The sequence below is a fragment of the Streptomyces sp. NPDC051207 genome (assembly GCF_040682395.1).
Taxonomy (GTDB): domain Bacteria; phylum Actinomycetota; class Actinomycetes; order Streptomycetales; family Streptomycetaceae; genus Streptomyces.
This window is the reverse complement of record NZ_JBFBAX010000018.1, coordinates 58,313-74,818: the sequence shown is the minus strand read 5'-3', so window position 1 is coordinate 74,818 and position 16,506 is coordinate 58,313. Positions and strand designations below refer to the sequence as shown.

At 72.9% G+C, this 16,506-nt stretch carries 15 protein-coding genes and 1 tRNA gene; 10 read left to right on the top strand and 6 right to left on the bottom strand.

Annotated elements, in window-relative coordinates; translation table 11 throughout:
* From AB0M97_RS19065 to AB0M97_RS19055, 3 genes are read right to left on the bottom strand one after another with little or no spacing between them, the layout of a single operon-like run.
* Positions 1-1,347, bottom strand: coding sequence for an STM4014 family protein (locus AB0M97_RS19065; protein WP_365962051.1), 1,347 nt, complete (start codon positions 1,345-1,347; stop codon positions 1-3).
* A complete protein-coding gene (locus AB0M97_RS19060; protein ID WP_365962050.1) occupies positions 1,328-2,296 on the bottom strand; it encodes an STM4015 family protein in 969 nt (322 codons plus the stop codon). Before AB0M97_RS19060 ends, AB0M97_RS19065 begins: the two co-directional genes overlap by 20 nt.
* A 7-nt stretch (positions 2,297-2,303) precedes the next feature.
* Positions 2,304-3,260 (bottom strand): STM4015 family protein, encoded by a 957-nt coding sequence (locus AB0M97_RS19055; protein ID WP_365962049.1) that lies wholly within the window; start codon positions 3,258-3,260, stop codon positions 2,304-2,306.
* Positions 3,261-3,497: 237 nt separating this feature from the next.
* Here AB0M97_RS19055 and AB0M97_RS19050 point away from each other — a divergent pair, with 237 nt between their 5' ends.
* Positions 3,498-3,824, top strand: coding sequence for a hypothetical protein (locus AB0M97_RS19050; protein WP_365962048.1), 327 nt, complete (start codon positions 3,498-3,500; stop codon positions 3,822-3,824).
* A 188-nt stretch (positions 3,825-4,012) separates the two neighbouring features.
* Entirely contained in the window at positions 4,013-5,023 is a 1,011-nt protein-coding gene (locus AB0M97_RS19045) for a DUF6745 domain-containing protein (protein ID WP_365962047.1), read from the top strand.
* A gap of 285 nt (positions 5,024-5,308) precedes the next feature.
* Here AB0M97_RS19045 and AB0M97_RS19040 read toward each other — a convergent pair whose 3' ends face one another.
* The 3 genes from AB0M97_RS19040 to AB0M97_RS19030 form a co-directional block, all read right to left on the bottom strand.
* A complete protein-coding gene (locus AB0M97_RS19040; protein WP_290114294.1) occupies positions 5,309-5,737 on the bottom strand; it encodes a VOC family protein in 429 nt (142 codons plus the stop codon).
* 157 nt (positions 5,738-5,894) lie between these two features.
* On the bottom strand, positions 5,895-6,269 hold the full coding sequence (locus tag AB0M97_RS19035; protein WP_365962046.1) for a hypothetical protein: 375 nt from the start codon (positions 6,267-6,269) through the stop codon (positions 5,895-5,897).
* A 146-nt stretch (positions 6,270-6,415) separates the two neighbouring features.
* A tRNA-Arg gene (locus AB0M97_RS19030) sits at positions 6,416-6,488 on the bottom strand.
* Positions 6,489-6,808: 320 nt separating this feature from the next.
* Here AB0M97_RS19030 and AB0M97_RS19025 point away from each other — a divergent pair.
* The 8 genes from AB0M97_RS19025 (at position 6,809) to AB0M97_RS18990 (ending at position 16,487) form a co-directional block, all read left to right on the top strand.
* Positions 6,809-8,410, top strand: a complete 1,602-nt coding sequence (locus AB0M97_RS19025; protein WP_365962045.1) for a dynamin family protein — start codon at positions 6,809-6,811, stop codon at positions 8,408-8,410.
* Positions 8,411-8,413: 3 nt separating this feature from the next.
* Positions 8,414-10,375, top strand: coding sequence for a GTPase (locus AB0M97_RS19020; protein ID WP_365962044.1), 1,962 nt, complete (start codon positions 8,414-8,416; stop codon positions 10,373-10,375).
* A 263-nt stretch (positions 10,376-10,638) separates the two neighbouring features.
* Positions 10,639-11,124, top strand: a complete 486-nt coding sequence (locus tag AB0M97_RS19015; RefSeq protein WP_365962043.1) for a single-stranded DNA-binding protein — start codon at positions 10,639-10,641, stop codon at positions 11,122-11,124.
* Between the two features lie 284 nt (positions 11,125-11,408).
* Positions 11,409-12,818: a Cys-Gln thioester bond-forming surface protein gene (locus AB0M97_RS19010; protein ID WP_365962042.1), complete on the top strand. Its 1,410-nt coding sequence runs from the start codon at positions 11,409-11,411 to the stop codon at positions 12,816-12,818.
* A gap of 340 nt (positions 12,819-13,158) precedes the next feature.
* Positions 13,159-13,503, top strand: a complete 345-nt coding sequence (locus AB0M97_RS19005) for a hypothetical protein (RefSeq protein WP_365962041.1) — start codon at positions 13,159-13,161, stop codon at positions 13,501-13,503.
* 227 nt (positions 13,504-13,730) lie between these two features.
* Positions 13,731-15,395: an energy-dependent translational throttle protein EttA gene (gene ettA / locus AB0M97_RS19000; protein WP_365962040.1), complete on the top strand. Its 1,665-nt coding sequence runs from the start codon at positions 13,731-13,733 to the stop codon at positions 15,393-15,395.
* Between the two features lie 4 nt (positions 15,396-15,399).
* Complete coding sequence (locus tag AB0M97_RS18995) at positions 15,400-15,810, top strand: thioesterase family protein (protein ID WP_365962039.1); 411 nt, start codon at positions 15,400-15,402, stop codon at positions 15,808-15,810.
* Positions 15,807-16,487 carry a hypothetical protein gene (locus AB0M97_RS18990; protein ID WP_365962038.1) on the top strand — a complete coding sequence of 227 codons (681 nt, stop codon included), beginning with the start codon at positions 15,807-15,809 and terminating at the stop codon, positions 16,485-16,487. Before AB0M97_RS18995 ends, AB0M97_RS18990 begins: the two co-directional genes overlap by 4 nt.
* Positions 16,488-16,506 lie beyond the last annotated feature (19 nt).

Sequence of the window (16,506 nt, the reverse complement as noted above, 5' to 3'; positions counted from 1 at the left end):
TCAGGCCGTGGCGTCATGGTGGTGCTCCTCGCGGTGTCCGCGCGGGACGGTGGCGGGTTCGGTGGGGCGGCCGGAAGCCTCTTTCGTGCGGGACGGTGGGCTCTTCGGTGCGGGGGCCGGGGGCTTGTGCGTGCGTGTGCGGGCGGCGGCGCGGGGCGGTTGTTCGTGCTGGGTGGCTTCGCCGGGTGTGCGTCCGCTTGCGGCGCGGGGCGTGTGCGCGCGCTGTACGGCGGTGACCTGGGCGGCGTACGTGTCCAGTCCCTCGGCGCCGCTGCCGGGCAGGCCGGTCAGGCGGGGCAGGAGGTCACCGAAGGCGTTCACCTCGCCGACGGCGAAGCGGCGCCATCCGGTGGTCGGCAGGATGTCCACGCCGACGCACAGTGTGTCCGGGAAGCACGCGGCAGCCCGTTCGGCCGTGTCCAGCACGTCCTCGAAGCGGGCGCCCGCCGCGCGGATCGCCTCGCGGGCCGCGCCCAGGTCGCCGCGGACACCGCCGAGGTGCAGGTTCGTCATGGGATGCCGGCTGGTCCGTACGACGGCGTGCGTGGCGCGTCCGGTGACCACGACCACCCTGAGGTCGGCGGCCCGGCCGCCCTGCGAGGCCTTGGGCAGCCACCGCTCGACGTGCAGCCCGTCGGGGGCGAGCGCGTCGACCAGGGCGGCGACCTCCCGTTCCGACGTGTAGTGGCGCACCCGCAGGGAGTTGAACAGGCGGCCGTCCGGGGCGGTTTCCACGGACGTCGTCGCCTTGACCCGGCCGGGGCCCGCCGTCGCGAGGGCCACGACGCCGGAGGCCGACGAACCGTGGGCCGGCTTCACGAACGCGCGCGAGATCCCGGCCTCCGTCAACCGGCTCCTGAGCTCGTCCCAGCCGCCGACCGGGCCCGTCAGCGCCGGCGGCACCGGGACGCCCGCGGCGGCGAGCCGGGCGTGGCAGCGCCGCTTGTCGAACATCACGGCGACGTCCTCCGGGCCGGTGGACGGCACCGCGCCCGCGCGCCGCGCCGCCTCCGTCACACCCTGGACGGCGGCGGTGAACCGGCGGTACCAGACGGCCGTGCCCTCGACCCGGGTGGGATCGTCGCTGTCCCGCAGCAGCCGGTCCACCTCGGCGTTCTCACCGGGGGAGTCGATACGGACCCGTTCACCCGGCGTGAAGGCGTACTGCCCGCGCAGCACGTCCCGCCACGCGAGCACGCGCGGCGCACGGTGGCCGGCCGCGCGGACGGCGTCGGCGAACATCGTCGTCCGCCGGTTCTCCGGGTTGCCGACGACGGCGAACCGCAGCCCGCTGCCGGGCCCCGGACAGTCCGGAGAAGGCCGCGTGTCACTCCGAGACAGCGACATAGCGCCACTCCCCGTCCAGCCGGCGGCACTGCGACAGGTCCACCTCGGTCCCCGCGGAACCGAAGGCCGCGCGGACCCGGTCGGCCACGGCCTCACTCAGGAAGTGGTGGTGCAGGTCGAGGTGCCGCAGGTGGGTCAGCGGCTGGCCGCCCAGCAGGGCCTCGGCGCCGGTGTCGGTGAGGGTGCCCATGGCCAGGCCCAGCGACTCCAGCTGGGCGACGACCGGTGCCGAGGCGACCGCCGCCGCGATCTCGTCCTGCAGCTCGCTGTTCATCAGGCCGAGATGGCGCAGCGCCGGGAAGCGACCGCCGGCCAGGAGCGGCGCGAGGTCGGCGACCGTCGCGTCACCGCCGTACCGGGACACGCCGAGCCACAGCTCCAGCCGCTTCAGGGCGGGCAGTTCGCACGCGGTGACCGCGCGCACCACCTGTCCGGGCAGGCCGCCCGACTCGAACCGCAGCGCGCGCAGCGCCTCGTGGCGTACCGGGCGCAACGACAGGGGCTCCTCACCGAGCCCTTGGGAGTCGCCGCCGCGGACGCCGAACTCCTCCAGCAGGGGGAAGGCCTCCAGGACGGGCGTGACGTCGGTGAGCTGCAGCCAGGAGATCTCGCATTCCTCGCCGGTGACGTCGGCGAGGAACAGCGCGCGCAGCTCCGGGAAGCGGTGGGCGTCGGCCACGATCTGCTCGAGCGCCGGGCGCAGGCCGGTGTACTCGTCGTCCCACCAGGAGCCGAGGACCAGGGCGCGTACGTCCTTGCCCGGCACCCGGTCGGTGAAGCTCTGCCACAGCTCGGGGAACGGTATTTCTCCCGCCTGGTAGCAGTCCAGGCGCCAGGCGACGCCTGCGGCGTCCGGGAGTTCGTCCGCGCGCGAGCCGTCCTCGGGCGGCTCGGGCAGGGTGAAGACAGGCAGGCCGTGGAAGGTTTCGAGGTGTTCGCCGACGGTCATGACGGCCTCATTCCGAGACGGCGGTGAATCGGTGGACCGTGCCGTCGTCGTCCCACTCCTCGCCCCGCTCGGACAGGTCGACCTCCACGCCGGAGGGCTCCAGCGCCGCCCGGAGCCGCTGGGCCACCGGCTCGCTGACGAAGTTGTGGTGGAGGTCGAGCCAGGTCAGGTGGGTGAGCGGCTGGCCGTCGAGCAGCGCCGTCGCCCCCTCGTCGGTGAGCGTGCCGAGGGACAGGTCGAGCGACTTCAGCTGGGCGACGACGGGCGCCGAGGCGACCGCCGCCGCGATCTCGTCCTGGATCTCGCTGTTGCGCAGCCCCAGATGGCGCAGCGCGGGGAAGCGCCCGCCCGCCAGCAGCGGCGCGAGGTCGGCGACCGTCGCGTCGCCGCCGTAGCCCTCGACGCCGAGCCACAGCTCCAGGTACTCCAGCGCGGGCAGCTCGCTGGCGACGACACCGCGCACGACCTCGCCCGGCAGTCCGCCGGCCTCGAAGCTCAGCGTGCGCAGGTGCGCGTGCCGGACCGCGGGGAAGCGCAGCCCGGTGCCGCCGCGTACGCCGAACTCCTCCAGCAGCGGGTAGGCGTCGAGCACCGGCGTGACGTCGGACTGCTCGATCCAGGAGATCTCCGCCTCCTCCATCTCCAGGTCCCCGATGAACACGGCCCGCAGCGCGGTCAGCCGGTCCCGGGCGTCCACCAGGTGCCGCACGATCACGCCGGAGTCGTTGTCGTACGGCTCGCCCCACTGGCCCACGACGATCGCCTGGACGCCGGCGGGGTCCACGGTGTCGAGGAAGCGGGCCCACAGGCCGTGGACATCCTCCTCCGGGGAGTCCCCGTAGGGGTCGACGGACAGCCGCCAGGCCACGGCGTCCGCGGCGGGCAGCTTCGACTCCGATCCGGGTGCGGGGAAGTCGAAGGCCGGGAGGCCGTGCAGTTCCTGCAGATGCTCGACGTGGGACATGCCGTGGGTCTCCGGTCTCCTGGGCGGACGGACGCTGCTCGTGCGGGCAGTTGTACCAAGCGGCACTGACAGCGGCGCCGACGGGCTGTGCGGGGCGGGGCCGCGCGGCTCGCGGCGCTGCGCGGGGAGGCCGTCCGGGGCCTGGTCCGCCGAGCGGTGCCCGGGGGCGTTGTCAGACCCCCGTCGTAGCGTCGTGGACATGGGTCGGCGAGGTGCCGACGGCGAGGGGAGACGTGCATGTACCGGCAAGGGGATGTCCTTATCGTGCCCGTGGCGGAGACCGCCGTGCCACCGGACACGGACGCGCTGCCGCGGCAGCCGAGGGACGCGCGGGGCAGGCTCGTGCTGGCTCTCGGCGAGGTCACCGGGCATGCCCATGCGGTGGTCGGGCCGGGGACGCTGGTGCGGGAGCCGGGGCCGTTCGGTTCCTCCTGGCTCCACCTCCCGGACGGCGGACGCGTGGTGCACGAGGAGCACGCGGCGATACCGCTGCCCAAGGGCTGGTACCGCGTGGTGCGACAGCGCGAGTACGCGCCGGGCGCGGTACGCGTGGTGGCGGACTGAGCGCCAGGCGGGGGAGAGGCATGGCGAACGAGGCCACCGCGATCACGAGCGATGCGACTGTGATCACGAACGGCGCGAATGCGATCAGGGGGGAACGGCGGATGACGACACAGGCACAGACACGGGCACAGACACAGGCAGAGAGGCCGGCGCGGACGCAGACAGGGGCGCAGGCCGGGCCGGGGGACGTGACGGCGATATGGCGTGAGGTGGCCGCGGGGACCGGCCCCGCGGACCGTACGGCCGCCGAGGACGGCGTGCGCCTCGCCTACCGGCTGGCGGGCCTGCCCGGACCCGAGCGCATCCTCTGGGCGGGCTCGCCCCGCGAGGGTGCGGAACTGGCGGCGCGGCTCACCGCGGACGGCACGACGGGCCGCAGCGTCCGCGACGCGGTGCGCACCCGGCCGTGGGCCGCCGCGCGCGAACGCCTCGTCGACCGGCTCGGGCCGGCCGGCTGGGCCGCGCACTGGGCGTTGACGGGGGCGCAGCTGTGGGACACCACGGCCCTGCTGGCCGAGCGGCTGCGCACGGGCGTGGTCGAGGCCTCGGCCGGTGCGCCGGGCGGGGAGCGCGCGGTCCGGCTCGTGCTGCTGGACGCCGTGCTGGGCCAGCACGACGCCGCCTGGCTGGCGGCCTTCGACGGCCAGGACGGCGCCGGGGCCCTCGCGGGCGTCGCCGCGGTGGCCCGCGCCGCGGGCTGGTGGTGGCCGTACGAGAAGACCGCGATCGTCTGTGAACGTCCCGTGGAACTGCACCGGGACGAGGCGGGCCGGCTCGACCGCGGGGACGGCCCGGCGCTCGCCTTCCCCGACGGATTCGCGCTGTACGCCTGGCGGGGCATGCCGGTCCCCGCCGAATTCCTCGACGGGCTCGCCGGGCTGACGCCGCGGCGGATACGCGAGGAGGAGAACGCGGAGCTGCGCCGCGTGATGCTGGAGCACTACGGCTACGAGCGCTACCTGGCGGAGTCCGGGGCCGAGCCGGTGCAGCGGGACGAGGCGGGCGTGCTGTGGCGGATCGAACTGGAGGGGGACGAGCCGCTGGTGATGGTCGAAGTGGTCAACTCCACACCGGAGCCGGACGGCACGCACCGCACGTACTGGCTGCGGGTGCCGCCGCGGACACGGACCGCCCGGGAGGGCGTCGCCTGGACCTTCGGACTGGACGAGGCCGATTACGCGCCGCGGAGGGAAACCTGAACCGGGGGTGTCTCCACAGGTCAGGCCGCGTTCCGCGCCCTGGGCCGGAAAGGGCGCCCCCGGCAGGACTCGAACCTGCGGCCAAGCGCTCAGAAGGTGGCAGGGGCTAAACGCTCAGAAGGTGGCAGGGGTTGAGCGATGTGCTCACCTGCGTCCTCGCTGGTCGCTCGCGCACGAATACCGTCACAGCGCTTGCTGTCATTTCCGGGGGCCTTTGGCTGATGACCGCCCCTCGTGCCTGCGCCCTGGCTCATGGGGACGGGGCGAAGGCACGTTCGCGGCCCCTCAGTCGATGCAGAACTCGTTGCCCTCGATGTCCAGCATCGGGATGCACGAATCATTGCCGTCGTACAGCGTGCGCACGTGCACCGCACCGAGCGGGACCAGTCGTGCGCATTCCGCCTCAAGGGCGGCGAGGCGCTCTTCCCCCACGAGTCCGGTGCCGACCCGCACATCAAGATGCAGCCGGTTCTTGGCGGCCTTCCCCTCGGGGACACGCTGGAAGTACAGCCGCGGGCCCACCCCTGAGGGGTCGACGCAGGCGAACCAGGAATCCCGCTGCTCAGGTGGCTGCGAGCGCTTGAAATCGTCCCAAGTGGCAAACCCCGCCGGTGGCGGCGGTATGACGTACCCCAGCACCTCGCACCAGAAACGGGCGAGCCGCTCGGGTTCTGCGCAGTCGAAGGTCACTTGGAACTTCTTGATCGGCGTCATCGGGCAACTGTACGGGCGCGTGCCGGCACCGAGGCTCCGGGCGCCATCTCCGCGCGGATCGAGGTCTCGCGTGACGTGAGTCGGTGTCGGGCGGTGGTGCCGGCGACCGGGAGTGGAACCACCCTGGCTTCCGGCGCAGGGCGGGACCGACGGGGTGCTACCGGTCGTGCCGGGTCTCGGGCCGGGTGACGGGCACGATGGTGATCAAGTCGTCGAGGCCCTTGAAGTCGTCGGGGTCGGTGGTGAACAGGGGGAGACCCTCGGCGGCCGCGACGGCGGCGATCATCAGGTCGGTCACACGGCGACGGGGCTTACGGCCTGTGGAGACGACGGCGGCGCAGATTCTGCCGTGGATGCGGGTCGCCAACTCGGCGCGGGGAACGAAGCGGCGACGGCGGCGGAGCGGGATCAGCTCGCCGACACGATGCCCGTCGCGGGTGGCGGTGAACGCCTGTCCGCCCTGGACGGCGTCCGTGATCTCTTTGGAGCGGGTGCGCAGATCGCGCTGAGTGATCTCCGGCTGCGCTGTCATGCCGTCCGCGATAGCGAAGGTGTGCTACCCGGTGCGACACCGTTACCCGCGGCGGCGGCGGACAGGCGAAGGCGCCTGCTCCCGAGCGGTGTGCATGCGGACACGAAAGAGTCTCTCACGCGTTTCCGCAGGTGAGAGGCTGTATGCGCCCCCGGCAGGACTCGAACCTGCGGCCAAGCGCTTAGAAGGCGCCTGCTCTATCCACTGAGCTACGGGGGCCTGGTGTGGTGGCCTCGATCGTGATGCCCGGCTGTGGCCGGTACCTGACGTTGCCGGGGACAAGGATAGGGCTCTCGCGTCCCTGCCCCTGTTGCCTCGCCTCCGTGACTCGATGTGGAGGTTCGGTGAAGCGGTCCCGATAATCGCAGGCGGGTGCGAATCGTGCACCGTTTTTGGCCGCTCGGGCCTCGGGTGTTGTCCACTCGTTATGCCCGGAGTGTGCCTGCTCCCCGCTCGTCCCTTCCATCCCTTGTGTCCGGTCGGCGCGCAGACATGCTCATATGCTTCAGAATTCCCCTAAAATTGGGCATTCTTCGCATGTGGTGACCTTGGACGTACGGCCTCAGCTGCTCGACGCACTCTCCGCCCTGCGCGACCGTGTCGCCGCCGCACGCTTCCCGCTGCCCCTGGCGGGGGCCCCACGCGCGCGTGCCAACCGCGACGAACTGCTCGCGCAGCTCGACGACTACCTGGTGCCCCGCCTCAGAGAGCCCGAGGCGCCCCTTCTGGCCGTCGTGGGGGGCTCCACCGGGGCCGGGAAGTCGACGCTCGTGAACTCCCTCGTGGGACGGCGGGTCAGCGAGGCGGGCGTGCTGCGGCCGACGACACGCACACCGGTGCTGGTCTGCCATCCGGAGGACCATCACTGGTTCAGCGGCATGCGCGTGCTGCCCGGCCTCACGCGCGTGTGGGCCCCCCAGCGCGCCCCGGACGACGACCCGTTGCTCCCGGGAGAGGACCCCGCGCGCGTGCTGCGCATCGAGACCGCCGACACCCTGCCGCGCGGCCTCGCCCTCCTCGACGCCCCCGACATCGACTCGTTGCTCTCCGACAACCGGGTCCTCGCCGCCGAGCTGCTGTGCGCCGCCGACATCTGGGTGATGGTCACCACGGCGTCCCGCTACGCCGACGCCGTGCCCTGGCACCTGCTGCGCACCGCCAAGGAGTACGACGTCACCCTCGTCACCGTCCTCGACCGGGTGCCGCACCAGGTCGTCTCCGAGGTGTCCCGGCAGTACGGCGCCCTGCTCACCAAGGCCGGGCTCGGCGACGTGCCGCGCTTCACGGTGCCCGAGCTGCCCGAGTCGGCCTGGGGCGGCGGCCTGCTGCCCGGCACTGCCGTGGCCGCGCTGCGCACCTGGCTCGTCCACCAGGCGCAGGACCCGGCGGCCCGTCAGCACACCATGGCCCGCACCGCGTACGGCGTCCTCGGCTCCCTCAAGTCCCGCATGCCCGAGCTGGCGAGCGCCGCCGCCGCGCAGTACGCCGCCGCCCTGCGGCTCACCTCCGCCGTCGACTCGGCGTACGACAGCGAGCACACGCGCGTGCGGAGCCGGCTGCAGGCCGGCGCGGTCCTCGCCGGGGACGCCCTGAAGCGCTGGCGGGCCTTCCCCCTCGACTGCACCGCGGGAGAGCTGCTGGACGCCCTCGTGGAGAGCCTCGGCGCGCTCCTGCTGTGCGCCGTCACCGCCGCCGACGAGCGCGTGGACGACGCCTGGCGGCGCGAACCCGCCGCGGCCGGGCTGACCGAGCGGGACCCCGCGGCGGAGAGCGCCGAGCACCGCATCGGGCTCGCCGTACGGCGCTGGCGGCGCGAACTCGAGGAGTACGCCGAGGAGGAGGTCGGCGAGCTCGACCGGAACGTCGCCCCCGACTCCGAGGTCGTCGCCGCCCTCGCCGCCACGGTGCTGCTCGGCGGACGCCGGGCGCGGTCCGCCGGTGAGGGCATCGCCGAGCGGATCGGCGCGCACGGGGCGCTGCGGCTGCGCGACCGGGGCGGGCGGCTGCTCGTCGAGCACGTGGACCGCGTCCTCAACGCCGAACGCGAACGCCGCCTCGCCCCGCTCCACGCCCTGGACGTCCAGCCGGAGCCGCAGGCCGAACTCATCGCCGCCCTGTCCGTACTGCAGAAGGAGAGGTGACCGGTGACCGCCGTCACTGATCAGGACCACACCGACCGCGCCGACCGCCCGGAGGGCAACGGATCCGGCAGCGGCCGGTCGTCCGCTTCCGACGGCCGGACGTCCGGCCGCGACGACCGCGGTACGCGTGCGCGGCCCGGCGAGGCGGGCGAGCGGGGGGATGCCGCCGAGCGGCGGGGCGCCGGGGAGGGACGTTCCGGAGAGGGGTCCGACGACACCCGCCGTGCCGGCGGCAACCGGGGCGACGACGCCGGCGCGGACGACCCCGAGGGCGCCTGGGACGACGGGCTGATCGCCCGCCGCGTGAACGAGAGCGCCCCCGCGCAGCGGTTCACCGTCGTGGAGAGGCAGCCGCCCGCCGTGCGGGCCGCGGCGCCACTGGCGTACGACGGGCCGCTGCGGTCGCGGCTGGACGCCCTGCGGGAACTCGTCGGGCTCTCCCGCGCGCGGCTCGACAGCCGGACGCTCACCGAGGCGGGCCGGGTCCTGGACGAGGCCGCCGCGCGGCGCAGGCTGTCCGGGCAGCACACCGTCGTCGCCATCGCGGGCGCCACCGGCAGCGGCAAGTCGCAGCTGTTCAACGCGCTCGCCGGAGTGACGATCTCCGAGACCGGCGTGCGCCGGCCGACCACTGCCGCGCCCATCGCGTGCAGCTGGAGCGACGGCGCCGCCACCCTCATCGACCGCCTCGGCATCCCCGGCAGGCTGCGGCGCCGCCCGCTGCACGGCGGGGACGCCGACCCGCAGCTGCGCGGGCTCGTCCTGATCGACCTGCCCGACCACGACTCGGCCGCCGTGCAGCACCGCGAACAGGTCGACCGCATCCTCGCGCTGGTCGACGCGGTGGTGTGGGTGGTGGACCCCGAGAAGTACGCCGACGCCATCCTCCACGAGCGGTACCTGCGGCCCATGGCCGGGCACGCCGAGGTGATGTTCGTCGTCCTCAACCAGATCGACCGGCTGCCCGGCGAGGCCGCCGAACAGGTCCTCGACGACCTGCGCCGGCTGCTCGACGAGGACGGCATCGCCCTGGGCGAGTACGGCGAACCGGGCGCCACCGTGCTCGCGCTGTCCGCGCTGACCGGGGAAGGCGTCGGCGAACTGCGCGACGCGCTCGGCCAGTTCGTGACCGAGCGGGGCGCACCCGCGCGCCGCATCGCGGCCGACGTGGACGCCGCCGCGTGGCGCCTGCGGCCCGTCTACGTCACCGGTCAGCGGACGGGGCTCAGCGAGGAGGCGCGGGAGGAGTTCTCGGCCCGGCTCGCGGACGCGGTGGGCGCCACGGCGGCGGGCGAGGCGGCGGAACGCGCGTGGCTGCGCAACGCCAACCGCGCGTGCGGCACGCCCTGGCTGCGGCTGTGGCGCTGGTACCACGACCGGCGCGAACCTCCCACCGGACGGCTGCCCCTGCGCGCCCCGGCGGACGCGGAGGCCACGGCGCGCCAGCGCGTCGAGCACGCGGTGCGCACGCTGTCCGACCGGGCCTCGGCCGGGTTGCCGGCGCCGTGGGCGCAGGCGGTGCGCGAGGCGGCCGTACGCGGCTCGCAGGGGCTGCCGGAGGCGCTGGACGAACTGGTGGCGCGGTCGGCACTGCCGCCCGGGCGGCCGCCCCGCCCCGGGTGGTGGCCGGTGGCCGTGCTCGCGCAGGCGTCCATGACGATCCTGCAAGTCGTCGGCGGGCTCTGGCTGCTGGGGCAGATCATCGGGTTCATGTCCCCGAACCTGGGGGTGCCGGTGCTGCTCATGGTGGCGGGCATCGTGGGCGGTCCGCTCATCGAGTGGAGCTGCCGGATGGCGGCGCGGGGACCGGCCCGGCGGTACGGGCAGGAGGCGGAGCGCCGATTGCGGGAGGCGGCGGCCGGGTGCGGCAGGGCCCGGGTGCTGGATCCGGTGGCGGCGGAGCTGCTGCGGTACCGGGAGGTGCGGGAGCAGTACGGCAAGGTCCTGGGGGTGGGGGCGGGCTGAGCCCTTCGCCCCCGGGGCCCTGTCACCCGTTCGGGTGGCGGAGTTTTCCACAGGCGGGCGGTGGTCCACAGCGCTCGGCGGGCCCGGCCCGGCGGCGGCAGTCTGGCATCGCGGCGATCGCGCCCGGCAGGACGGGCGGGGCCGTCGCGGCGCGGGCGGCGGACGAGGATGTTCGCGCCCGGCGCGGCAGACGCAGCCGTACGGGACGGGCCCGTACGCGCATCCGCCCGGCGTTCGGCGGCCGGGCCAGGGAGGGGTTCACTGTGAACGAGACGATGGTCTGCGCGGTGGGGAACGTGGCGACGCAGCCGGTGTACCGGGAGCTGGCGTCCGGCCCGTCGGCACGGTTCCGGCTGGCGGTCACCTCGCGCTACTGGGACCGGGAGAAGGGCACATGGGCGGACGGGCACACCAACTTCTTCACGGTGTGGGCCAACCGGCAGCTCGCCACGAACGTGGCGGCGTCGCTGTCGGTGGGCGATCCGGTCATCGTGCAAGGGCGGCTGAAAGTGCGTTCGGAGGTGCGTGACGGGCAGAGCCGGACGTCGGCGGACATCGACGCCGTCGCGGTCGGCCACGACCTCGCCCGGGGCACGGCGGCCTTCCGGCGCGCCGGCAAACCGGAACCGGCCACCACATCACCCCGGCCCGAGCCCAACTGGGAGACGCCACCGACGGTCACGACACCCCCGGACGCTGCGGGGACGGATGCCCAACAGGAGGCGCGGGAGCCGGTCTTGGTGACATGACGGCAGGTCAGAAACCGGGCCGCCGCCCTGTTGACGCGCGGCGGCCCGAACTGCGGCTTATCCATGCATGCGTACCGAACAAAACCCGGGGATTTGTCGATAACTCCTGCTCAGGGGTGGTCTCCGCGGTAACGATTCCGAGTCGGATACGTCGCCGGACGGTACCGCCGCGAGGCGCGGTCGGCGGCCTCCTTAGGATGCCGGGCATAGCTCTCGGGGCTTTCCGATTTCTGCTGGTGGGGCCGTTCCCCCACGTCAACGGGTCCTGCTCGAAGGGGATGTGCGTGTTTGCTTCGTTCTCTGGCCTGTCCGCGCGGCGGCGAGGGGCGGCCCGCGTCGCCGCCGCGACGCTGCTGTCCGGGCTCGTCGCCGCCGGTGCGCTGACCGGCGCCGGCCCGGCCGCCGCCGACGAGACGGCACAGAACCAGGGCGGGGCGACCGCCACCATAAACGGGCTGAAGACCTTCGGCACCGCGGTGATACACGGCGACACCGGCGACCAGCAGGTGTCGGCGGGTCTGTTCGAGATGTCCGTCGAGGGCGGCGGCACCCTGCAGACGTACTGCGTCGACATCCACAACCCTACGCAGAAGGACGCCAAGTACCACGAGACACCGTGGAGCGGCACGTCGCTCGACGCCAACGAGGACGCGGGGCGCATCCACTGGATCCTGCAGAACTCCTACCCGCAGGTGAACGACCTCGCGGCGCTCGCGGCGAAGGCCGGCGTCAAGGGCGGCCTCACCGAGCAGGACGCCGCGGCCGGCACGCAGGTGGCCATCTGGCGCTACTCGGACGGCGCGGAGGTCGACGCCGCCGACCCGGAGGCCGAGAAGCTCGCCGACTACCTGCACAAGAACGCCCGGCACATGCCGGAGCCCCAAGCGTCTCTGACCCTCGACCCTCCCGCCGTCTCCGGTCGCCCCGGTGAGCGGCTCGGGCCGGTCACGGTGCGGACCGACGCCGGTGGCGCGACGGTGACGCCGCCCGCGGACGCCGCCGTGAGCGGGGTGCGCGTCGTCGGCGAGGACGGCAAGGAGATCACGTCCGCGGCCGACGGCAGCCAGGTCTTCTTCCAGGTGCCCGACGACGCCGCCGACGGCACGGCGACGCTGACCGTGCAGGCCTCGACGACCGTGCCGGTCGGCCGGGCCTTCACCTCCGAGAGCCGCAGCCAGACACAGATCCTGGCCGGCTCCAGCGAATCGACGGTCTCCGCGACGGCGAGCGCGACCTGGGCCGGGACCGGCGCCATCCCCGCCCTGTCCGCGGCCAAGAACTGCGCCAAGGGCGGCGTGGACATCACCGCGGACAACAAAGGCGACGAGCCGTTCACCTTCGAGCTGATGGGCATCCACCACACGATCCCGGCGGGCACCTCCCGGACGGTGACGATCCCGCTGAGCGAGGACCAGGCGTACGACTTCACGATCCAGGGGCCGGGCGGCTTCGAGAAGCGGTTCACGGGCGTACTGGACTGCCGGACCCGGGCCGGCGAGGCCGGCGACGCCACCCAGACCCTGACCGAACCCAGCCCGGCGACGGTGGGCGGCACGGCCGCGGACACGAACCTCGCCGAAACGGGCTCGTCCGACATGACCCCGCTGATAGCGGGCCTGGCGGTGGCCCTGGTACTGCTGGGCGGCACGGCCCTGACGATCACGCGGCGCGGGCAGAGCGGGCGGAAGGGCTGACGGGGGCGTCGGCTGCGGCCTGTGCGCAGGCGTGGCGGCAGCCCTGGCGTCGGCTCGTCCTCGGGCGCGATCGGAGGCCGGCCCGTGTGGAGCCGCCGCCTTCGATCCACCCGGCCCGGCCTGCCCGGCCCGGTCCGCGCGGTCGGTCTGACCCGGCGTGCCTGGCCCGGCCCGCCCGGCCTGCCCGTCTGGCCTGGCCCGCCTGACCCGCCTGGCCTAGCCCGCCCGGCCCGCCCGGTCGGCCTCCGACCGGGAGCATGATCACCTGATCGCCCGCACTCACGCCCCACCCCGTTTCCGGCCGCCGATGGGAGGTACACGACAACACGGGGTGGAAACCATGAAACGCAACCCGAAGCGCTCGCTGTGGCGCCTGATGTTCGCCAACCCGGCCTCGGCGGTCTACCTCGGCGTGGTCGGCATCGCCATCGGCGTCGCCGTGATCCAGCCGCTGTTCACGGACAACGGCATGGAATCCCTGATCTGGGTGTGGCCGGCACTGCTCACCCTCCCGACGTTCGCCCTGGTCGCGCTGGCCGGGGAGGCCCTGTTCGGCGCGGACGCGGCGACGTGGTACCTGATCACCGGGGTGGTCGTCTCGGCACTGATCCAGTCCCTGGCCCTGGGAGCCATCTGGCACACGCTGCGCAGCCCGCGCCGCCGCCTGCACACATCGCGGGGCTGACACCCGAGGCCCGCAGGCGCTCACACGCACCTGCGCCGCCTTCGCTCCCGAAACGCCACGCGACGCCGTCCGGCAGCAACCGGCAGCGGCACTGAACCCACCGCCCCGACCGGAGAAACCGCAGGTCACAGTCCCCCGACCGAGCGGGTTAACACCCGAGGGTGGACCTCGGGCAAGATGGGGTGTATCTGCCCACTGCCAGATTTCAAGCTGCCGGACGGTTTCTCTTGGCTGAGTACATCTACACCATGCGCAAGGCGCGGAAGGCGCACGGCGACAAGGTGATCCTCGACGACGTCACCCTGAACTTCCTTCCGGGTGCGAAGATCGGCGTCGTCGGCCCGAACGGTGCCGGTAAGTCGACGGTTCTGAAGATCATGGCGGGGCTGGAGCAGCCGTCGAACGGCGATGCGTTCCTGGCGCCCGGCTACACGGTCGGCATCCTGCTCCAGGAGCCCCCGCTGAGCGAGGACAAGACCGTCCTGGAGAACGTCCAGGAGGGTGTCGCCGAGGTCAAGGGCAAGCTCGACCGTTTCAACGAGATCGCCGAGCTGATGGCGACCGACTACTCGGACGCGCTGCTGGAGGAGATGGGCAAGCTCCAGGAAGAGCTCGACCACGCGAACGCCTGGGACCTCGACGCCCAGCTCGAGCAGGCCATGGACGCCCTCGGCTGCCCGCCCGGCGACTGGCCCGTCACCAACCTCTCCGGTGGTGAGCGCCGCCGCGTCGCACTGTGCAAGCTGCTGCTCGAGCAGCCCGACCTGCTGCTGCTCGACGAGCCCACCAACCACCTCGACGCCGAGTCCGTGAACTGGCTGGAGCAGCACCTCGCCAAGTACGAGGGCACTGTCGTCGCCGTCACCCACGACCGGTACTTCCTGGACAACGTGGCCGGCTGGATCTGCGAGGTCGACCGCGGCCGGCTGCACGGCTACGAGGGCAACTACTCCAAGTACCTGGAGACCAAGGCCACCCGCCTCAAGGTCGAGGGGCAGAAGGACGCCAAACGTCAAAAGCGCCTCAAGGACGAGCTGGAGTGGGTGCGGTCGAACGCCAAGGGGCGCCAGGCCAAGTCCAAGGCGCGTCTGGCCCGCTACGAGGAGATGGCCGCCGAGGCCGAGAAGATGCGGAAGCTGGACTTCGAGGAGATCCAGATCCCGCCGGGCCCGCGTCTGGGCAACGTCGTCGTGGAGGTCAACAACCTCAGCAAGGCGTTCGGGGACAAGGTCCTCATCGACGACCTCAGCTTCACCCTCCCGCGCAACGGCATCGTCGGCGTCATCGGCCCGAACGGCGCCGGCAAGACCACGCTGTTCAAGATGATCCAGGGCATCGAGCAGCCCGACTCCGGGACGATCAAGGTCGGCGACACGGTCAAGATCTCCTACGTCGACCAGAGCCGCGAGAACATCGACCCCAAGAAGACCCTGTGGGCCGTCGTCTCCGACGAACTCGACTACATCAACGTGGGCCAGGTGGAGATGCCCTCGCGGGCCTACGTCTCCGCCTTCGGCTTCAAGGGCCCGGACCAGCAGAAGCCGGCCGGCATCCTCTCCGGCGGTGAGCGCAACCGGCTGAACCTGGCGCTCACCCTCAAGCAGGGCGGCAACCTGCTGCTCCTCGACGAGCCGACCAACGACCTCGACGTCGAGACCCTCAGCAGCCTGGAGAACGCGCTCCTCGAATTCCCCGGGTGCGCCGTGGTCGTCTCCCACGACCGGTGGTTCCTGGACCGCGTCGCCACGCACATCCTCGCGTACGAGGGCAACTCCAAGTGGTTCTGGTTCGAGGGCAACTTCGAGTCGTACGAGAAGAACAAGATCGAGCGACTCGGTCCGGACGCCGCCCGTCCGCACCGCGCCACCTACAAGAAGCTGACCCGGGGCTGATCTCTTGCGGCACATCTACCGCTGCCCGCTGCGCTGGGCGGACATGGACGCGTACGGCCACGTCAACAACGTGGTCTTCCTCCGCTACCTGGAGGAAGCCCGTATCGACTTCCTGTTCCGGCCCGACAAGGACTTCCAGCAGGGGTCCGTGGTGGCGCGCCACGAGATCGACTACAAGCAGCAGCTCGTCCACCGGCACGAGCCGGTGGGCATCGAGCTGTGGGTCACGGAAATACGTGCCGCCTCCTTCACCCTCACCTACGAGGTGAAGGACGGTGACCGGATCTACGTCCGCGCGTCGACGGTGATCGTGCCGTTCGACTTCGAGCACCAGCGGCCGCGCCGGATCACCGAGGAGGAACGCGAGTTCCTCGAGGAGTACATGGACAAGGACCCGGAGGCCGTCGCCGCATGACGGTGCTCCACCTCGCCGACGAGGGGGAGGCGGCGGATCTCGCGGCCTTCCTCTCCCGGCTGCTCCACTACGACCGTGGAGCCGCGGTGCGCCTCCAGGGGGCGGGCACCGCACTCGCCGTCTTCGGCCGGCCGCCCTCCTTCGAGGTGCTGGCGATCCGCGCGGTGCGGCTCGCGAAGCCCTACGAGGACGGGCTCGACGTCACGCTCGACATGACGGTGTCCGCCGGTGAGCTGCTGGAGTCGGTGGACGAACGGGCCGCCACGGCCGTCGTGCCGGGCGAGGTGACCGGCCCGCCGTGGGCGGGCCTGCTGCCGCCGCGCGGTGGCTGGCAGCCCGTGCCCGGGTTGCCGGCGCCGGACGCGCTGCGCGCGACGGTCGCCGCCGCCGTGGCCGAATTCCGCTCCCGCGCGGAGGAACTGCCGCCCGAGCGGCGCACCCGCGCCGAACGGGACCGCATCGGGCGGGACATCTGGTCCCGCACGGTCGGGGACACCGGCCTGCCCGTCCGCGCGGTACACGCCGCCCAGTCCCTCGGCTTCCTCCGCCCCACCACCTCACCCGCCGGCGCGCCGGGCCTGTTCTCCTCGGGCACGTGGCTGCGCCTGCGCACGCCGTACGGCTCGATCGCCGTACGCCGCTCAGGACTCGGCCCCCTGAACCTCAGCGTCCGCTGACCGCCCGCCCTCGCTCCAG